This window comes from Pectobacterium araliae, from assembly GCF_037076465.1.
GTDB classification, from domain to species: Bacteria; Pseudomonadota; Gammaproteobacteria; order Enterobacterales; family Enterobacteriaceae; genus Pectobacterium; species Pectobacterium araliae.
Genome location: NZ_AP028908.1, coordinates 2,625,604 through 2,641,147, shown reverse-complemented (window position 1 = coordinate 2,641,147; position 15,544 = coordinate 2,625,604). Strand labels below are relative to the sequence as shown.

Here is a 15,544-nt window from a genome sequence, read left to right as displayed (position 1 = left end):
CGCCTGTGGACGCGGGCGATCATAAAGTGGAGTGGATATGAGCGTATTACGTTCGTTATTGACTGCCGGGGTGCTGGTATCAGGCATGCTTTGGGCCTTGCCAGGGCTGACGCAGCCCGCACCTCAGGCGGAAAAAGGAGAGCGCTGGGAGGTCATGCCACAACGCAATCCCGATGAGGCGTGTCTACAGTGCCATAAACCGGAAGAGGATGGCATGCAGGGCAAACATGCCTCTGCCGTCAACCCGCACAATCAACAGCAGGTGACCTGTACGAATTGTCATGGCAAGCCATCGCTGCTGCACCGCGAAGGCGTTAAAGATGTCATGCGCTTTAACTTCCCGATGTATAAGGTGGAAGAGCAAAACAGCGTCTGCATGTCATGCCATACCCCGGAGCAGTTGCAGAAATCGTTTTGGCCACACGATGTGCATGTCGCGAAAGTGGCCTGTGCCAGTTGCCACCAGTTGCACCCCACGCAAGACAGTATGCAGACGCTGAACGACAAGAGCCGCATCAAACTGTGCGTGGATTGCCATAGCGATCAGCGCAATAACCCAGACTTCAACCCAGCCTCAGTGCATCTGGGTAATAAGAGGCAGCCATGAGTTGCTCTCGCCGTCAATTTCTTGCCCGTATGGGGGGGCTCATTGCCCTCACCAGTACGGCGGGGCAGGTTGTCGCACAGACGCTGAATATCAACGGCGTCCGCTACGGCATGATCCACGATGAATCGCTCTGTATCGGCTGTACGGCGTGCATGGACGCCTGCCGTGAGGTCAATCAGGTGCCGGAAGGCGTCTCACGTCTGACGATCATTCGCAGTGAACCGATCGGGACTTTCCCTGACGTGAAATATCGCTTTTTCCGTCACTCCTGTCAGCACTGCGATCATGCGCCCTGTGTTGACGTGTGTCCGACTGGGGCGTCGTTTCGCGATGCGGCAAGCGGCATCGTGGATGTGAATCCCGATCTGTGTGTAGGTTGCCAATACTGTATTGCTGCCTGCCCTTATCAAGTGCGCTTTATTCATCCGAAAACGAAAACGGCGGACAAGTGTGATTTTTGCCGCAAGACCAATCTGAAACAAGGGAAGCTACCTGCCTGTGTGCTGTCTTGTCCGACGAAGGCGCTGACGTTCGGTAACCTTGACGATCCTGACAGTGAGATTTCCCGCCTGCTTCGTCAACAGCCGACGTACCGCTACAAAATCGCGCTCGGCACTCGTCCTAAGGTTTATCGCGTACCGTTTAAATACGGGGAGGTTCATCAATGACGCCCGTGTCTTCAAGCGCATTCCATTTTGATTCGTTAGTCTGGGACTGGCCGATTGCGATTTACCTGTTTTTGGTCGGCATCTCTGCGGGGCTGGTGACGCTGTCGGCCTTACTGCGGCGCTACCATCCTGAGCAGGCAACCGCCGACAGTACGTTAATGCGCACGACGCTGATTCTTGCACCGTGCACCATCATTCTGGGATTGCTGATTCTGGTCTTCCACCTGACGCGCCCCTGGACGTTCTGGAAGCTCATGTTTCATTACAGCTTTACCTCGGTGATGTCCGTTGGGGTCATGCTGTTTCAGGTTTACATGGCGGCGTTGGCAGTCTGGCTGATCAACATTTTTAGCGAGCAGGCTATAGCACTGCAACAACGCTGGCTGCCGAAGCTGAGTATCCTGCCTAAGGTGCTCAGCTGGCTGGCTCCGATGCAGAAATCGCTGGATATCGTGATGTTACTGTTGGCGGTGATGTTAGGGGCTTATACCGGTTTTTTACTCTCCGCGCTGAAGACCTATCCGCTGCTGAATAACCCGATTTTACCCGCGCTATTCCTGTTTTCGGGGGTGTCCTCCGGTGCCGCTGTCGCGCTGATCGCCATGGCCTGCCGCTATCGCCGCAATCCGCATAGCGAAGAAGCGCACTTTGTACACCGTGTCGAAATGCCGGTCGTGTGGCTAGAAATCTTCTTACTGTTTGCGTTCTTTATCGGCCTTGCTTTAGGGGACGATGGGAAGCAGCGGGCGCTAGTGGCTGCCGTGGGCGGCGGGTTCTGGGCCATGTGGTTCTGGCTGGGCGTGGTAGGGATTGGATTGGTCATTCCCTTGCTGCTCAAGTCATGGGCTAACCGACAGCATTCGCACTATGGGGTGCTGGCGGTTTGTGGCATGAGTCTGGTGGGGGTCTTGCTGCTGCGCTTCTTTATCCTCTATGCGGGGCAGTTAACCGTTGTCTAATTCCCAGCAAGAGGCCGGTTGATGTTGCTATTGCCAGAATTTGGGTATGTCGCGCTGTCGCTGGCGGTTTGCGTCGGTGTGGCGACGGCGTTGCTGACATTTTCAGGCTACTCCCTGCGCTGGTCGGGTACTTACCGACTGGCGCGGTGCTGGACGTTGGTACTGTTTGGCCTCGTGCTGTTTGCGTTTATCGCGCTGACGCTGAGCGTGGTACAGGATGATTTTTCTGTTAATTACGTCGCCCAGCATAGCCATCGTGATTTACCGCTGGGGCTAAAAATTGCGGCGGTCTGGGGCGGGCATGAAGGCTCGTTGTTGCTGTGGCTGCTATGTTTAACCGGTTGGAGCGCCGCGTTCGCCTGTCGCTATCGTAAGGCGGAGAGCGATCTGTTTCCGCTGACGCTGGCGATGCTGGCCGTGATCGCGACTGCGTTGCTGGTGTTCATTGTCTTTTTCTCCGATCCCTTTGTGCGTCTCTTCCCGCCTGCGGTGGCGGGGAGAGATCTCAACCCCATGTTGCAACACATTGGCCTTATCCTTCATCCGCCGTTGCTCTATCTGGGCTATGGCGGGTTAACCGTGAGTGCGGCGCTGGCGTTAGCCGCCCTGATTCATGGTGAGTTTACTGCGCCAGCCGCCTGGATTTGCTGGCGCTGGACACTGCCCGCCTGGAGCCTGTTAACGCTGGGCATTATCCTCGGATCGTGGTGGGCCTATAACGAACTGGGCTGGGGCGGATGGTGGTTCTGGGATCCGGTAGAGAACGCCTCGCTGCTCCCGTGGCTTACGGCCAGCGCATTACTGCACAGCCTGTCTGTCACCCGCATGCGCGGCATCTTCCGACATTGGTCGCTGATACTGGCGTTGCTGACGTTCATTTTATGCCAGTTGGGCACGCTGATTGTGCGCTCCGGGATACTGGTGTCGGTTCATGCGTTCGCGCTCGAACATGACCGTGCGGTGCCTCTCTTTATTCTGTTCGCCTGCTTGAGTATGGTGGCGTTGGCGGTTTATGGCTGGTGTGCTCAGCTTGTCCATTCTGCTGCCCGTTTCTCCGGCTGGTCGCGGGAAATGGCGATATTGCTGGTGCTGCTGTTATTCAGTGCCGTCGCGCTGGTGGTATTACTTGGCACGCTTTACCCGATGATCTATGGGCTGGCGGGCTGGGGGAAAATCTCGGTAGGTGCGCCCTATTTCAACCGCGTGCTCTTGCCCTTCGGTGGCCTGATGCTGTTGCTCATCGGGGCAGCGGCGGGCGGCTACTGGAAACGCAGTGCGCGATGGCCAGTCCGGCGTTTCGACGTGACGCTGGCTATCGGCGTCATTATCACGCTGGTCTTATGGCCGCATGGGTACGCCGTCGCGTTGGCTGCGGGTCTGATCGGCTGGGTTATGGCCGCACAGTGGTTACAGCCGCTGTCGGCGATACGTCAGCAGCTTCCTGCATTGTTGGCACATTCGGGCGTGGCGTTATTTGCTCTGGGCATCGCGTTCTCTGCGGGCAGCAAGCAGGAAATCAGCGCCAATGTGGGTCAGGGAGAACAGGTCACGCTGGGCGACTACCATTTCCGATTTTTACAGCTGGAGTTAGTCGCAGCACAGAATTACACCGCCGAGCAGGCCGTGATTGCGATTTATCGTGGCGACTCACCGATCGCCCGCATCATGCCGGAACGTCGTTATTACAACGCACGTAAACAGCAGATGGTTGAACCGGGCATTGCCTGGGAGCCAATCAGAGAATGGTATGCCGTGATGGGAGAGAAAACTGGCGAAAACCGCTATGCGATGCGTTTCTATGTGCAAACCGGTGTTCGCTGGGTATGGGGCGGTGGCATGCTGATGGTTGTGGGCGCGCTGCTGGGGTGGTTCCGAGGGAGACGGGCCGATGACTAAACCCCTTGCGCTTCTCCTTATGCTACTGGTTTTTTCTGTGCAGGCTCAGGTGGTCGATACCTGGGTATTTTCCAGTCAGGCACAGCGTCAGGATGCGTTGGCGATTGCTGGGGAATTACGCTGTCCGCAATGCCAGAACCAAAGTCTGCTGGAATCGAACTCACCTGTAGCAGTCAGCATGCGCCATGAGGTTTTTTCCATGGTGGAGCAGGGCAAAGATAAGTCAGAAATTATCGCGTTTATGAATCAGCGCTATGGCGATTTTGTTCAGTACAACCCACCGATGAAAATGCAAACCGGCATACTTTGGTTCACGCCGTTGCTCTTGCTGGTAGCGATTGTGGTTATTGCGTGGCGCGTGATGCGGCGACAGAGCCGAGGGGCGCGCCCATGAGCCTGTTAGAGGTATTGATCGCCGCTGTCGCCATTATTCTGATTACCGGACTGCTGTGGCCGCTATTGCCCCTACGCAAGCCGGAGAACGACGACACGCTACCGCGTTTAGCGGAGCGCATCTGGCATTTTCAGTGTGAACAGGCAGGAAAGCATCTGTCCGAGCATGAGGCAAAGATGCTGGGGCGCGAACTGTCGCACGATCTGCCGCTAATATCACGTCCCTCCTTCACGTCGCGTCCGATGCCCACCATCGCCGTTGTGGTTGCCGTCATCGTTATTTTCTTGAGTAGTGCGGCGCTCTACGCGCTAAGCCCGCGCGGCGAGCTCGTCCAAGCGGAGCGCCAGCGGCTTGCCGATCCGCTACACGATTTTAGCGACGCGCAGCAACAGGAAAAACAGCTTACTACCTTGCAGGACAACATTCGTAAAACACCGGGCAACAGCGTCCTCTGGGCTGAGCTAGGTGAATATTATCTTTACCGTAATGCCTACGACAACGCGCTGCGGGCTTATCGGCAGGCGATTGCGTTGAAGGGCGACAGCGCGGAACTGTATTCGGCACTGGCGACGGTGCTGTATTACCAGTCCGGTCAGGCTGTTACGCCGCCGATGCAGGAGATGGTCGATAAAGCGCTGGCGCTGGATGCCAATGAAGTGACGGCGCTAATGCTGCTAGCGTCTGATGCGTTCCTGAAAGCGGACTATGCCCGCGCGATTACGATTTGGCAGCGCTTACTGGATACCTACAGTCCGCGGGTTAATCGCGTCCAGTTGATCGAGGCGATCAACACGGCAACGCTGCTGAAGAACAGCCAGAAATAGTGCGTGACTCCTCACGATTCAGCGGTGCCTGCGCGGTTTTTTGCACCGTCATGATGACAGAAATAACCGGAATCGCCGACTTTATTGATCTCAATAAAAAAGATTAACCCTTTAGGGTTACGACCCCCAAGAGGGGGAGTTAGAACGTCATGTTATTCTATAGCCACTAAGAAAGTAGGAGTACACCCCGATGTTAGAAGCGCGCGATGTGGTTTGCATACGCGATGAGCATGTGCTGTTCAGCGCGTTGTCGTTTACCGCCAGTGCGGGAGACATGGTGCAGATTGCCGGTGCCAACGGGGTGGGTAAAACATCGCTGTTGCGCATTTTAAGCGGTCTGGCGACGCCTGAATCGGGGGAAATCTGCTGGCAAGGTCAGCGCATCAACCGCATACGCGAGCAGTTTAATCAGCAGCTTCTGTGGTTAGGTCATCAGCCGGGCATCAAGAGCGTCCTGACGGGTGAAGAGAACCTGCGCTTTTTCTCTCCGCAGCAGCATCAGGATGCACTCTGGCAAGCGTTGGCCGCCGTCGGGCTGGCTGGCTATGAAGACGTGCCCGTGGCGCGCCTCTCGGCGGGGCAACAGCGCCGTGTTGCACTGGCACGTTTGTGGCTCACCGACGTCCCGCTGTGGATTCTGGATGAACCACTGACCGCGCTTGACGTAGCGGGCGTCGAAATGCTGACACAGCGCATGGAGCACCATATTGCGCGCGGCGGCATTATCATTTTAACCACCCATCAGCCGCTGCGTCCGTTCGCTCAGGATATTCGCTGTATCCAGCTTACGCCGAGTGAGGGAACCCCATCATGCGGCGGCTGATTGCTCGAGAGCTGCGCGTTGCGTTGCGCAATAACGCGGAAATTCTTAACCCGCTGTGGTTCTTCCTGATCGTCATCATCTTATTTCCTCTGGCTATTGGACCAGAGCCGCAGCTATTGATGCGTGTGGCACCCGGCGTGGTGTGGGTGGCGGCGTTGCTCGCTTCGCTGCTGGGGATGGATCGCCTTTTCCGCGATGACTATCAGGATGGCTCGCTGGAACAGCTGATACTGCTGCCTTTGCCGCTGCCGTTAGTGGTGCTGGCGAAAGTGGTGGTGCACTGGATGGTTAGCGGGTTGCCGCTGCTCCTGCTTTCGCCGCTGGCGGCGTTGCTGTTTGGGTTGGACAGCCACGGCTGGTGGGTAATGGCGTTAACGCTGTTGCTCTGTACGCCAACGCTCAGTTTTCTGGGTGCTATTGGCGCGGGATTAACGGTCGGGCTGCGCCGCAGCGGCGTGCTGTTAAGCCTGCTGGTTTTGCCGCTCACCATACCGTTGTTGATATTTGCGACGGCGGCGGTCGAGGCCGCGATGATGCAACTGCCGGTCGGTGGGTATCTGGCGATCCTCGGTGCCTTTCTGGCGGGCAGCGCCACCCTGAGCCCGTTTGCCACGGCGGCGGCGTTGCGGGTGAGCATTCAATAATTTTCCGATCTCAGGATCGCCTTCATCGTCCCATTGGGATGCGTTTTACGCAAAGTGAGCACACGATTATGTTGAAAAAAAACTATCAGCTTACGCAGCCGGATCGCCTTTATGGCCTTTGCGGCAGGCTTATCCCCTGGGTTGCCCTGATCAGCGCCGCGTTGCTGCTCGGCGGTTGTCTGCTGGGATTTGGGTTTGCGCCTGCGGATTACCAGCAAGGGCAAGGGTATCGCATCATGTATCTGCATGTACCAGCGGCCGTGTGGTCGATGGGCGTCTATGCCGTGATGGCGATATTTGCGCTGATCGGGATGATTCGGCAGTCAAAAACGGCAGAACTTGCCGTGGCGGCGATGGCACCGGTCGGCGCGGTGTTTACCTTTATTGCGCTGACGACGGGCGCCACCTGGGGGAAACCGATGTGGGGAACCTGGTGGGTGTGGGATGCGCGCCTGACGTCCGAACTCGTTCTGCTGTTTCTGTATGTGGGCATCATCGCGCTCTACAACGCCTTTGACGATCGCCGTCTTGCCGGTCGTGCGGCGGCCATTCTGGTGCTGGTTGGCGTGGTGAATTTACCCATCATCCATTTCTCGGTCGAGTGGTGGAATACCCTGCATCAGGGATCGACAAAAATGCAGAAAACCATCGATCCCGCTATGCGTCTGCCGCTGCGCATTATGATGCTCGGGTTTATGAATTTATTCGTGACATTGTCACTTATGCGATTGCGTAATTTGATACTGGTGCAGCAGCGCCGCGCGCCTTGGGTGGCTGCGCTGCTTAATAAAGGAGGAATAGCATGATGAACATCGCCTTCACGAGCTGGCAAGATTTCTTTGCGATGGGCGGCTATGCCTTTTACGTGTGGCTGGCCGTGGTGCTAACGCTGTTACCGCTGAGCGCATTGGTCGGTCATACCCTCTTGAGTCGCCGCGCATTATTGATCGACATTCGCCGCCAGCAAGCGCGCGAGCAGCGTAAGAATACGGCGCGTAAGCCAGCAGCAACGGAGGTGGCGCAATGAGTGTGCCGCGTAAAACCCGCCTCTATGCCATTCTGACCGTGGTCTGCGGCACGGTGTTGACGATAGCACTAACGCTCTATGCGTTAAGCTCAAATATCGATCTCTTTTATACGCCCAGTGAAATTCTTTATGGCAAGAATGAAACGCAGGAAAAACCCGCCATCGGGCAGCGCCTGCGCGTTGGTGGCATGGTGATGCCGGGCAGCGTGCGCCGCGACAGCCAAAGTCTGGAAGTTCGCTTCACCGTTTATGATGTACAAGGCTCCGTCGATGTGACCTATAACGGGATGTTGCCGGATCTGTTCCGCGAAGGGCAAGGCGTTGTGGCACAGGGTATTCTGGATAGCGACGATCATATTGCAGCGAAAGAAGTGCTTGCCCGCCATGACGAAAATTACACGCCACCGGAAATCAAAGCGGCGATGGAAGGGCAGAACGGCCACGCCTCTGCGGCAGCGACAGAGGGTAAACCGTTATGATGCCGGAAGTGGGCAACTATCTGCTCTGTCTGGCGCTGGGTGTGGCGCTATTGCTCAGCGTGTATCCACTGTGGGGCGCGTCGCGTCAGGATGCGCGCCTGATGGCGCTGGCACGTCCTCTTGCCTGGGCGCTGTTTGCATGCATTTTGGCTTCCTTTCTCGTGTTGGTGCATGCGCTGGTGATCAATGATTTCACTGTCCTCTATGTAGCCAACAACTCGAATCGGGCGCTGCCGGTGTGGTATCGCGTGGCGGCAGCATGGGGCGCACATGAAGGATCGTTGTTGCTCTGGGTGTTACTGATGAGCGGCTGGACCTTCGCCGTGGCGGTCTTCAGCCGAGGGATGTCGCTGGATGCCGTCGCCCGCGTGTTAGCCGTTATGGGGATGATTAATGTCGGTTTCTTATTGTTCATCATCCTGACGTCAAACCCTTTTACGCGCACGCTGCCGGACTATCCGATTGACGGACGCGATCTCAATCCGCTGTTGCAAGATGTCGGGCTTATCTTCCACCCGCCGCTGCTTTACATGGGTTATGTCGGGTTTTCCGTGGCGTTTGCGTTTGCGGTTGCCTCGCTATTGGCCGAACGGCTGGACAGCGCGTGGGCTCGTTGGTCTCGGCCGTGGACACAGGCGGCCTGGTCGTTTCTGACGCTGGGTATCGTGCTCGGTTCGGGTTGGGCGTATTACGAACTGGGTTGGGGCGGCTGGTGGTTCTGGGACCCGGTGGAAAACGCCTCATTGATGCCGTGGTTGGTAGGTACCGCGCTGCTGCATTCGCTGTCGGTCACCGAAAAACGTGGCAGCTTTAAGGCCTGGACGGTACTGCTGGCCATCGGCGCGTTTTCGCTCTGTTTGCTGGGAACGTTTCTGGTGCGTTCCGGCGTGTTGGTGTCGGTGCACGCGTTTGCCTCCGATCCGGCGCGTGGCATGTTTATTCTCGCGTTTTTGGTCATTGTTATCGGTGGTTCTCTGCTGCTGTTCGCCATCAAAGGCAACCGGGTACGGGCGCGGGTAACGAATTCGCTCTGGTCGCGTGAGACTTTCCTGCTCGGCAATAACCTGATCCTGATGGCCGCCACGCTCGTTGTCCTACTGGGAACGCTGCTGCCGTTGGTACATAAGCAGTTGGGGTTGGGCAGCATTTCGGTTGGCACACCGTTCTTCAACACCATGTTTACTCTATTAATGGCACCTTTTGCCCTGTTGTTGGGGGTGGGGCCATTGGTTCGCTGGCGGCGTGACGAGCCGCAAAAGCTGCGTAAGCTGTTACTGGTGGCGATGGCCGTAACGGCTGCGCTGTCGCTGCTGCTTCCGTGGCTGTTGCAGGATTCTCTTGTTGCTATGACGGTGGTCGGCCTGTCGATGGCGCTGTGGGTATTCTTCTTAACGGTGTACGAGTTGCATACCAACGCTACCCGACGTCATGGTCTGCTGCGTGGTTTGACCACACTTTCACTGAGCCAGTGGGGCATGGTGTGCGGTCATATTGGGCTGGCGGTGACGGTGGTGGGTATCGCATTCAGCCAAAACTATAGCGTTGAGCGCGATGTGCGGATGCGGGCAGGCGACAGCATACAAATCCATGATTACCGTTTTACATTTCAAGGCGTGCAGGATGTAGTGGGGCCGAACTGGCACAGCGCGAAAGGGACGATCGAGGTCACGCGCAATGGCAAGCCGGAGGCGATCCTGACGGCGGAAAAGCGCTTCTATAACACCCGCGGCGCGATCATGACGGAAGCGGCGATTGATGCGGGTGTGACGCGCGATCTCTATGCAGCCTTGGGTGAAGAGTTGGATGACGATAGCTGGGCGGTACGATTGTATTACAAACCCTTTATCCGCTGGATTTGGTATGGCGGAGGGCTGATGGCGTTGGGGGGCATTCTGTGCATGTTTGATCCGCGCTATCGTCTGCGTCGCGCCGTGAGGGAGACATCATCATGAGCCGTAAGGTTTTGTTAATCCCATTAATGCTGTTTTTGCTGCTGGCTGTTGCCTTGCTGTGGCAACTGGTGCGCAACAGCGGCGGCGACGATCCCATGCGGCTAGAGTCTGCTCTGATTGGCAAGCCAATCCCTGAATTTCGTCTTGAATCGTTGGATCAGCCGGGCAAGATTTATAACCAATCTGAGCTGAGCGATGGTAAGCCGCTGCTGCTGAACGTCTGGGCAACGTGGTGCCCGACGTGCCGTGCGGAGCACCAGTTTCTCAACACGCTGGCGGCGCAGGGGATTCGCGTCGTGGGCATGAATTATAAAGATGAACGCCCCAAAGCGGTCGAATGGCTGAAGACGTTGGGCAACCCCTATGCGATGAGTTTGTTTGATGGCGACGGTATGCTGGGGCTGGATTTGGGCGTGTATGGCGCGCCGGAAACCTTCCTGATCGACGGACAAGGCATCATTCGCTACCGCCATGCGGGCGATCTCAACATGCAGGTGTGGCAAGAAACGCTGCAACCGTTGTGGGAAAAATACAGCAAGGAGGGTGGCGCATGAAAATGATCGGCTTCCTTAGTGCATTGCTGCTGTCGTTCAGTGTGCTGGCGTCCTCCGAGGTATTGCGTTTTGACAATGACACGCAGGAGCAACAGTTTCGTGAGTTAACCATGCAACTGCGCTGCCCGAAATGCCAGAACAACAGTATCGCTGATTCCAATTCGATGATTGCTTCAGATATGCGGCAAAAAGTGTATGAACTGATGCAGCAGGGGCAAACGAAAGAGCAGGTTGTCGATTATATGGTGGATCGTTACGGTTACTTTGTGACGTATGAGCCGCCGATCACGCCTTTTACGATCTTACTGTGGCTGCTGCCCACGCTGTTTCTGTTTACGGGGATAGGGATGATCATTCGGCGCGCGCGTCGCATCAAAAGTGCCAAAGAACCGATGAGCGAACAGGATAAAAAGCGTTTGCAGACGTTGTTGGGACATGAGAGGAAATCGGAATGATGTTACTGACAACCCTCATTGTTTTATCGCTGATTGCGCTTTCCGCGCTGCTGCTTGCGCCGTGGTCGTCACGGGGCGAATACGATCGCGATGCGATCAATCAGGCGCTGTATCGCGATCGTCTGCGTGAGCTGAATGGAGATGTTGCCAATGAGCAGGAACGAGCGCAACTGGTCGAAGAGCTCCAGCATACGTTATTGCAGGATATCCCCGACGGGGCGAAGGCACAACAGCGCCCGCTGAACAGCTGGGTTTTGCTGCCGGGCGTGCTGTTGCTGGTCATTGTCAGCCTCGGCGTGTTTTGGAAGACCTCCGCGATTAATCGGGTGCAAGAATTGCAGCAGGTTGTGGCATTAACGCCGGATCTGATGAAGCGAGCGTTGGATGCTGATGCGGAGCCACTGACGATCGAAGAGGTGGCGCGTCTCGGTCTGGGATTGCGCAGCCAACTGGAGGCGCAGCCAGACAATGCACAAGACTGGTGGATGCTGGGGCGTATTGCGGGCTTGCTGAATAACTACGACATGTCCGTGCAGGCGTTTGCCAAGGCGTTCCAACTCGATCCGAAGAATACGGATTTGGCGCTGGATTACGCCGATCTGCTGTCGCGCTCGACTGATCCACGAGATAGCCAGCGCGGTGGAGACATGCTGCGTGAACTATTGAATTCCGGTTCGACCAATGTACGCGTGCTGAGTCTGCTGGCTTTCAATGCCTATGAAGCCCAGCGCTATCAGGATGCGATTAATGCCTGGGAAGCCATGTTGCAGTTGTTACCGCAAAACGACACGCGCCGAGCAGTTATTGAGCGCAGCGTGGCGCAGGCGAAAGCGTCAATGTCGGTGCAGGCGACCACGGGGAAATAATCCTTTTTTATCTTCATTATCAATAGCAGAAGGGCGATATATCGCCCTCAGACCGTTGACAAATCTATTTGCTGAATGAAAACGGGAGTAACGAAATAGAAGAGTAAAGCGTTTGCGCCATGGACAAAAACGTCAGGAACGTTTTTGAACGTCGCTTGCGACGGCCCTGAAAGGGTTAATCTCAGGGATGAGATTCATATCTGCGCAATCCGAGCGTACATGGACGTATTCACAGCGTCTTTACGAGCTATCCGTTACTCTCGCTCAACGGACTTTGTCAGCAACCTTGCCCTTTTGTTGTTTCTGTTGTTACGGTGAAGATTTCGTGCGCAATAAGCAGGGTAATTCTCTGCAACTCGCGTCGCATGCGCCCGACACGGGGCGGCTCAGTTGCCGTCGCCCCGTGACCCCTGGCTTTTCGCGGTAAATCGCGCCGCTTCGCGGTGCCTTCGGCGTTCGTATCCGCTGTTCGAACCACCTGCGACGCGTTCCATACGCGGCGCAGGCTTTCGCGGCGTCCATGCCGCTCATCCGGCGGCTACGTCCACCTCAGCGTGATTTTTTACGCGAGCTAACTTCCATAAAATCAAAGGCTGAATTTAATAGATTGTCATTTGGGAGATGCTTCCGCCTGTATTGAGGGCTGCTTTAGCCGTGTCGGATGCGTTGCACAAAATCACACTACTTATTGCGCACGAAACCCTCACGGTATTCACAAAAATACGATAATCAGACTAGGGAAGGGCGGATGTTTCCGCTTGTGTTGAGGACGGCATACGCCGTCCCGAGTGTGACGAAGAGGGGCGGGTTATAACCCGCTTTTGACGCCGTGCATGTCCGGCAATTTATGCGCGATGCCTTTGTGGCAATCGATACAGCTTTGACCGAGTTTTATCGCTTCACTGTGTTTTTCCGCCGCGACCGTTTTTTGCCCTGAGAAGTCCATATAGTCAACGTTGTGGCAGTTGCGGCATTCCTGAGAATTGTTATTTTTCATGCGCCGCCATTCGTTTTGCGCCATCGTCAGCCGGTGTGCTTCAAACTTTTGTGGCGTATCAATGGTGCCCATTATTTTGCCGTACAGCTCTTTACTGGCCTGAATCTTACGCACCATTTTCGGCACAAACTCATGCGGAACGTGGCAATCCGGGCAGGTGGCGCGCACGCCGCTGCGGTTGCTGTAGTGCGCGGTTTCCATATATTCCTGATAGACGGTATTGCGCATTTCATGACAACTGATGCAGAACGCCTCGCTGTTGCTCATTTCCATCCCTTTCTGGGACGTCGCCAGAAAGAAAATACCGCTCGCGAAGCCGATAATGAGCAAGGTTCCCAACGCCAGCCGACTTGGGCGACGCCACCATTGCCACAGCTGGCGCAACAACCGTCCCACTTTTCCTGGCTGTTTCATAGTAAACCTCACTGACCAAAGCCTTTAGAAGGGGTGAACGTGTTACCAGTAATCGGCGAACTGTCCGCTTGCGGTACGTGGCATTGCAGGCAGAAATGGCGTGCGGGTGCCACATTGCTCAGCACTTTGCCGTCTCTGTCGACAAAATGGGTTGGGCTGACGCGGGGGGCGCTGGTGGAACGGTAGCTCTCCACGCCGTGACACTGTAAGCAGCGGTTAAAGGTTGGTGTGACCTGATAACCGTCCACGCTATGCGGGATCATCGGTGGCTGGTTGACATAGTTGAGCGCCATACGCTCCTGCTGCTTCGGCATCCGGCTATTTCCCGGCTGTGTCGCGGCGACTTCTGGCGATTGGCTTAAATCGACCTGTGCAGTGGCTATCGCACTGCCCATTATCGCCAGGGCGGTGATCCAGCGAAACCATCCCATTCTCAGGCTTTTCATGACTTTGCTCCCGGTTTCCATCTAAGGGTTATTTTAAAAACGTCTTCAGCGCAGACATCAATACAGCGTCCGCATGTTATGCAGTCTCGGTCAGTAACCTGTGCCGGACTGTGTTTATCGAGCAAGGGCGCGCGCAGCACCTGTGGCTCTGGACAGACATGAAAGCAGTCCATGCAGCGCGTACAGCGTTCACGCTCGGTGGCATCCACAACCAGTGCGCCTTTGCTGCCAAGCGCGCCATACAGCGCACCCGTTGGACAAAGGTGTCCGCACCAGCCGTGTTCCACGACCAATAAATCAAACAGAAACAGCGCCAGCAGCAGCCAGATACCTGCACCAAACCCGAAAATCAGCCCACGCCCCGCCAGTGAGACCGGGTTGACCCACTCCCACAGCAGCCCGCCCGCCAGTGCACTCCCTGCCAGAATAAGGATCAGCAGCAGATAGCGTAGATTGCGGGGGATCGTCGCCGAGGCGGTGATGCCGAAACGGCGACGCAGCCAGGCGGCTAAATCGGTGAGCGGATTCACGGGGCAGACCCAGCTACAGAACAGGCGCTTGCCCGCTAGCGCATAGCTCAGTGCAATAATCAGCGCACCGACCAGCGCGAGCGTGGCGGGCAAATGGCCGCTAGCCAAACTTTGCAGCACCATCAGCGGATCGCTAAGTGGTACGGTGTCGAGCAAGCGGCTGGCGCTGTAGTTACCGCGCAGGATCCAGAAGCCTAACAGCGGGCCGCTGAGGAACATGAGCAGCACCAGAGACTGTGTCAGCCGACGCAATACCAGCCAGCGGTGGCTACGCCACCAGCCTTTTTTCGCCCGAGCTTCTCGTCCGGCGTCTTGCTTACGATTTGCCATCGCGTGCCTCCAGCCAACTGAAACGGTAGTGGTGCCCGAGTTCGCCTTTTGCCAGCGTGCGCGGCAAGACCTTTATCGCTGGCTGCTCCAGTACGCAGGCTTTTTCACATTTGCCACAGCCGGTACAGACATCGCTATGTACCGTCGGCAGAAAACGGGCGTGTTTTCCGGTTCGGGCATTGCGCTCTGGCTCCAGCGTGATGGCGCTATCGATGAGAGGGCAAACGCGATAGCACACATCGCAGCGTAACCCCTGATAGTTCAGGCAGTTTTCCTGATCGAGCAGCACCGCTAATCCCATGCGGGCGTCATCAATCGTGTCCAGCGGCTGTAAGGCACCGCTGGGGCAGGCGACCACGCAGGGAATGTCCTCGCACATCTCACACGGGATATCACGCGCGACAAAATAAGGGCTACCGGCTGCGGAGCCGGAGGCCAGCGTCGCCAGTTTCAGTGTATCGTAGGGGCAAACCTGAACACATTGGCCACAGCGGATGCAGGCACCGGAAAACGCCGCTTCAGGCAGCGCACCCGGCGGCCGTAGCCTGAGTCCGTCAGCCTGAGCACGCCGCTGCTGAATGCCGAGTATCGTCACCGCAGCGGATAATCCCGCTACGGCACGAGCAGCATCACGCAGAAAGCGACGGCGAGCGGGTGATGAATTTTCCGGGCGTGCCAT

General features: G+C 56.4%; 19 protein-coding genes. 15 read left to right on the top strand and 4 right to left on the bottom strand.

Going from position 1 to position 15,544, the window contains the following annotated elements; all coding sequences use genetic code 11:
• Nucleotides 1-37: 37 nt before the first annotated feature.
• The 15 genes from nrfB to ccmI all read left to right on the top strand — a co-directional run bounded on the left by nrfB (nt 38) and on the right by ccmI (nt 12,148).
• The gene (gene nrfB / locus AACH44_RS11925) at nt 38-607 is read left to right on the top strand and encodes a cytochrome c nitrite reductase pentaheme subunit (protein WP_261848397.1); all 570 of its coding nucleotides are present in this window, start codon (nt 38-40) and stop codon (nt 605-607) included.
• The gene (nrfC, locus tag AACH44_RS11920) at nt 604-1,275 is read left to right on the top strand and encodes a cytochrome c nitrite reductase Fe-S protein (RefSeq protein ID WP_261848396.1); all 672 of its coding nucleotides are present in this window, start codon (nt 604-606) and stop codon (nt 1,273-1,275) included. The genes nrfB and nrfC overlap by 4 nt, the downstream gene beginning before the upstream one ends.
• Complete coding sequence (nrfD, locus tag AACH44_RS11915) at nt 1,272-2,234, top strand: cytochrome c nitrite reductase subunit NrfD (RefSeq protein WP_261848395.1); 963 nt, start codon at nt 1,272-1,274, stop codon at nt 2,232-2,234. Before nrfC ends, nrfD begins: the two co-directional genes overlap by 4 nt.
• Before the next feature lie 21 nt (nt 2,235-2,255).
• Nucleotides 2,256-4,130 (top strand): heme lyase CcmF/NrfE family subunit, encoded by a 1,875-nt coding sequence (locus AACH44_RS11910; RefSeq protein ID WP_261848394.1) that lies wholly within the window; start codon nt 2,256-2,258, stop codon nt 4,128-4,130.
• Nucleotides 4,123-4,524 carry a heme lyase NrfEFG subunit NrfF gene (gene nrfF / locus AACH44_RS11905; protein ID WP_261848393.1) on the top strand — a complete coding sequence of 134 codons (402 nt, stop codon included), beginning with the start codon at nt 4,123-4,125 and terminating at the stop codon, nt 4,522-4,524. The genes AACH44_RS11910 and nrfF overlap by 8 nt, the downstream gene beginning before the upstream one ends.
• Nucleotides 4,521-5,348, top strand: coding sequence for a heme lyase NrfEFG subunit NrfG (gene nrfG, locus AACH44_RS11900; protein ID WP_261848392.1), 828 nt, complete (start codon nt 4,521-4,523; stop codon nt 5,346-5,348). Before nrfF ends, nrfG begins: the two co-directional genes overlap by 4 nt.
• A 190-nt stretch (nt 5,349-5,538) precedes the next feature.
• Entirely contained in the window at nt 5,539-6,171 is a 633-nt protein-coding gene (ccmA, locus tag AACH44_RS11895; protein ID WP_261848391.1) for a cytochrome c biogenesis heme-transporting ATPase CcmA, read from the top strand.
• Nucleotides 6,159-6,815, top strand: coding sequence for a heme exporter protein CcmB (gene ccmB / locus AACH44_RS11890; RefSeq protein WP_261848390.1), 657 nt, complete (start codon nt 6,159-6,161; stop codon nt 6,813-6,815). The genes ccmA and ccmB overlap by 13 nt, the downstream gene beginning before the upstream one ends.
• Before the next feature lie 68 nt (nt 6,816-6,883).
• A complete protein-coding gene (locus AACH44_RS11885) occupies nt 6,884-7,621 on the top strand; it encodes a heme ABC transporter permease (RefSeq protein ID WP_261848389.1) in 738 nt (245 codons plus the stop codon).
• A complete protein-coding gene (gene ccmD, locus AACH44_RS11880) occupies nt 7,621-7,842 on the top strand; it encodes a heme exporter protein CcmD (RefSeq protein ID WP_261848465.1) in 222 nt (73 codons plus the stop codon). The genes AACH44_RS11885 and ccmD overlap by 1 nt, the downstream gene beginning before the upstream one ends.
• On the top strand, nt 7,839-8,321 hold the full coding sequence (gene ccmE, locus AACH44_RS11875) for a cytochrome c maturation protein CcmE (protein WP_261848388.1): 483 nt from the start codon (nt 7,839-7,841) through the stop codon (nt 8,319-8,321). The genes ccmD and ccmE overlap by 4 nt, the downstream gene beginning before the upstream one ends.
• On the top strand, nt 8,318-10,273 hold the full coding sequence (locus AACH44_RS11870) for a heme lyase CcmF/NrfE family subunit (protein WP_261848387.1): 1,956 nt from the start codon (nt 8,318-8,320) through the stop codon (nt 10,271-10,273). Before ccmE ends, AACH44_RS11870 begins: the two co-directional genes overlap by 4 nt.
• Complete coding sequence (locus AACH44_RS11865) at nt 10,270-10,827, top strand: DsbE family thiol:disulfide interchange protein (RefSeq protein WP_261848386.1); 558 nt, start codon at nt 10,270-10,272, stop codon at nt 10,825-10,827. Before AACH44_RS11870 ends, AACH44_RS11865 begins: the two co-directional genes overlap by 4 nt.
• Nucleotides 10,824-11,282 (top strand): cytochrome c-type biogenesis protein, encoded by a 459-nt coding sequence (locus AACH44_RS11860; RefSeq protein ID WP_261848385.1) that lies wholly within the window; start codon nt 10,824-10,826, stop codon nt 11,280-11,282. Before AACH44_RS11865 ends, AACH44_RS11860 begins: the two co-directional genes overlap by 4 nt.
• Nucleotides 11,279-12,148, top strand: coding sequence for a c-type cytochrome biogenesis protein CcmI (gene ccmI, locus AACH44_RS11855; RefSeq protein WP_261848384.1), 870 nt, complete (start codon nt 11,279-11,281; stop codon nt 12,146-12,148). The genes AACH44_RS11860 and ccmI overlap by 4 nt, the downstream gene beginning before the upstream one ends.
• An 808-nt stretch (nt 12,149-12,956) precedes the next feature.
• Here the strand turns inward: ccmI and napC are convergent.
• From napC to napG, 4 genes are read right to left on the bottom strand one after another with little or no spacing between them, the layout of a single operon-like run.
• Entirely contained in the window at nt 12,957-13,559 is a 603-nt protein-coding gene (gene napC, locus AACH44_RS11850; RefSeq protein ID WP_338659248.1) for a cytochrome c-type protein NapC, read from the bottom strand.
• An 8-nt stretch (nt 13,560-13,567) separates the two neighbouring features.
• Nucleotides 13,568-14,005 (bottom strand): nitrate reductase cytochrome c-type subunit, encoded by a 438-nt coding sequence (gene napB / locus AACH44_RS11845; RefSeq protein ID WP_095699806.1) that lies wholly within the window; start codon nt 14,003-14,005, stop codon nt 13,568-13,570.
• On the bottom strand, nt 14,002-14,865 hold the full coding sequence (gene napH, locus AACH44_RS11840; protein WP_261848382.1) for a quinol dehydrogenase ferredoxin subunit NapH: 864 nt from the start codon (nt 14,863-14,865) through the stop codon (nt 14,002-14,004). Before napH ends, napB begins: the two co-directional genes overlap by 4 nt.
• Nucleotides 14,852-15,544, bottom strand: a complete 693-nt coding sequence (gene napG / locus AACH44_RS11835) for a ferredoxin-type protein NapG (RefSeq protein ID WP_261848381.1) — start codon at nt 15,542-15,544, stop codon at nt 14,852-14,854. The genes napH and napG overlap by 14 nt, the downstream gene beginning before the upstream one ends.

Bases quoted from the DNA above. Each gene is read 5' to 3' on its own strand.
- nrfB (WP_261848397.1), top strand. From the start codon at position 38: ATGAGCGTATTACGTTCGTTATTGACTGCCGGGGTGCTGGTATCAGGC.
- nrfC (WP_261848396.1), top strand. From the start codon at position 604: ATGAGTTGCTCTCGCCGTCAATTTCTTGCCCGTATGGGGGGGCTCATT.
- nrfD (WP_261848395.1), top strand. From the start codon at position 1,272: ATGACGCCCGTGTCTTCAAGCGCATTCCATTTTGATTCGTTAGTCTGG.
- AACH44_RS11910 (WP_261848394.1), top strand. From the start codon at position 2,256: ATGTTGCTATTGCCAGAATTTGGGTATGTCGCGCTGTCGCTGGCGGTT.
- nrfF (WP_261848393.1), top strand. From the start codon at position 4,123: ATGACTAAACCCCTTGCGCTTCTCCTTATGCTACTGGTTTTTTCTGTG.
- nrfG (WP_261848392.1), top strand. From the start codon at position 4,521: ATGAGCCTGTTAGAGGTATTGATCGCCGCTGTCGCCATTATTCTGATT.
- ccmA (WP_261848391.1), top strand. From the start codon at position 5,539: ATGTTAGAAGCGCGCGATGTGGTTTGCATACGCGATGAGCATGTGCTG.
- ccmB (WP_261848390.1), top strand. From the start codon at position 6,159: ATGCGGCGGCTGATTGCTCGAGAGCTGCGCGTTGCGTTGCGCAATAAC.
- AACH44_RS11885 (WP_261848389.1), top strand. From the start codon at position 6,884: ATGTTGAAAAAAAACTATCAGCTTACGCAGCCGGATCGCCTTTATGGC.
- ccmD (WP_261848465.1), top strand. From the start codon at position 7,621: ATGAACATCGCCTTCACGAGCTGGCAAGATTTCTTTGCGATGGGCGGC.
- ccmE (WP_261848388.1), top strand. From the start codon at position 7,839: ATGAGTGTGCCGCGTAAAACCCGCCTCTATGCCATTCTGACCGTGGTC.
- AACH44_RS11870 (WP_261848387.1), top strand. From the start codon at position 8,318: ATGATGCCGGAAGTGGGCAACTATCTGCTCTGTCTGGCGCTGGGTGTG.
- AACH44_RS11865 (WP_261848386.1), top strand. From the start codon at position 10,270: ATGAGCCGTAAGGTTTTGTTAATCCCATTAATGCTGTTTTTGCTGCTG.
- AACH44_RS11860 (WP_261848385.1), top strand. From the start codon at position 10,824: ATGAAAATGATCGGCTTCCTTAGTGCATTGCTGCTGTCGTTCAGTGTG.
- ccmI (WP_261848384.1), top strand. From the start codon at position 11,279: ATGATGTTACTGACAACCCTCATTGTTTTATCGCTGATTGCGCTTTCC.
- napC (WP_338659248.1), bottom strand. From the start codon at position 13,559: ATGAAACAGCCAGGAAAAGTGGGACGGTTGTTGCGCCAGCTGTGGCAA.
- napB (WP_095699806.1), bottom strand. From the start codon at position 14,005: ATGAAAAGCCTGAGAATGGGATGGTTTCGCTGGATCACCGCCCTGGCG.
- napH (WP_261848382.1), bottom strand. From the start codon at position 14,865: ATGGCAAATCGTAAGCAAGACGCCGGACGAGAAGCTCGGGCGAAAAAA.
- napG (WP_261848381.1), bottom strand. From the start codon at position 15,544: ATGGCACGCCCGGAAAATTCATCACCCGCTCGCCGTCGCTTTCTGCGT.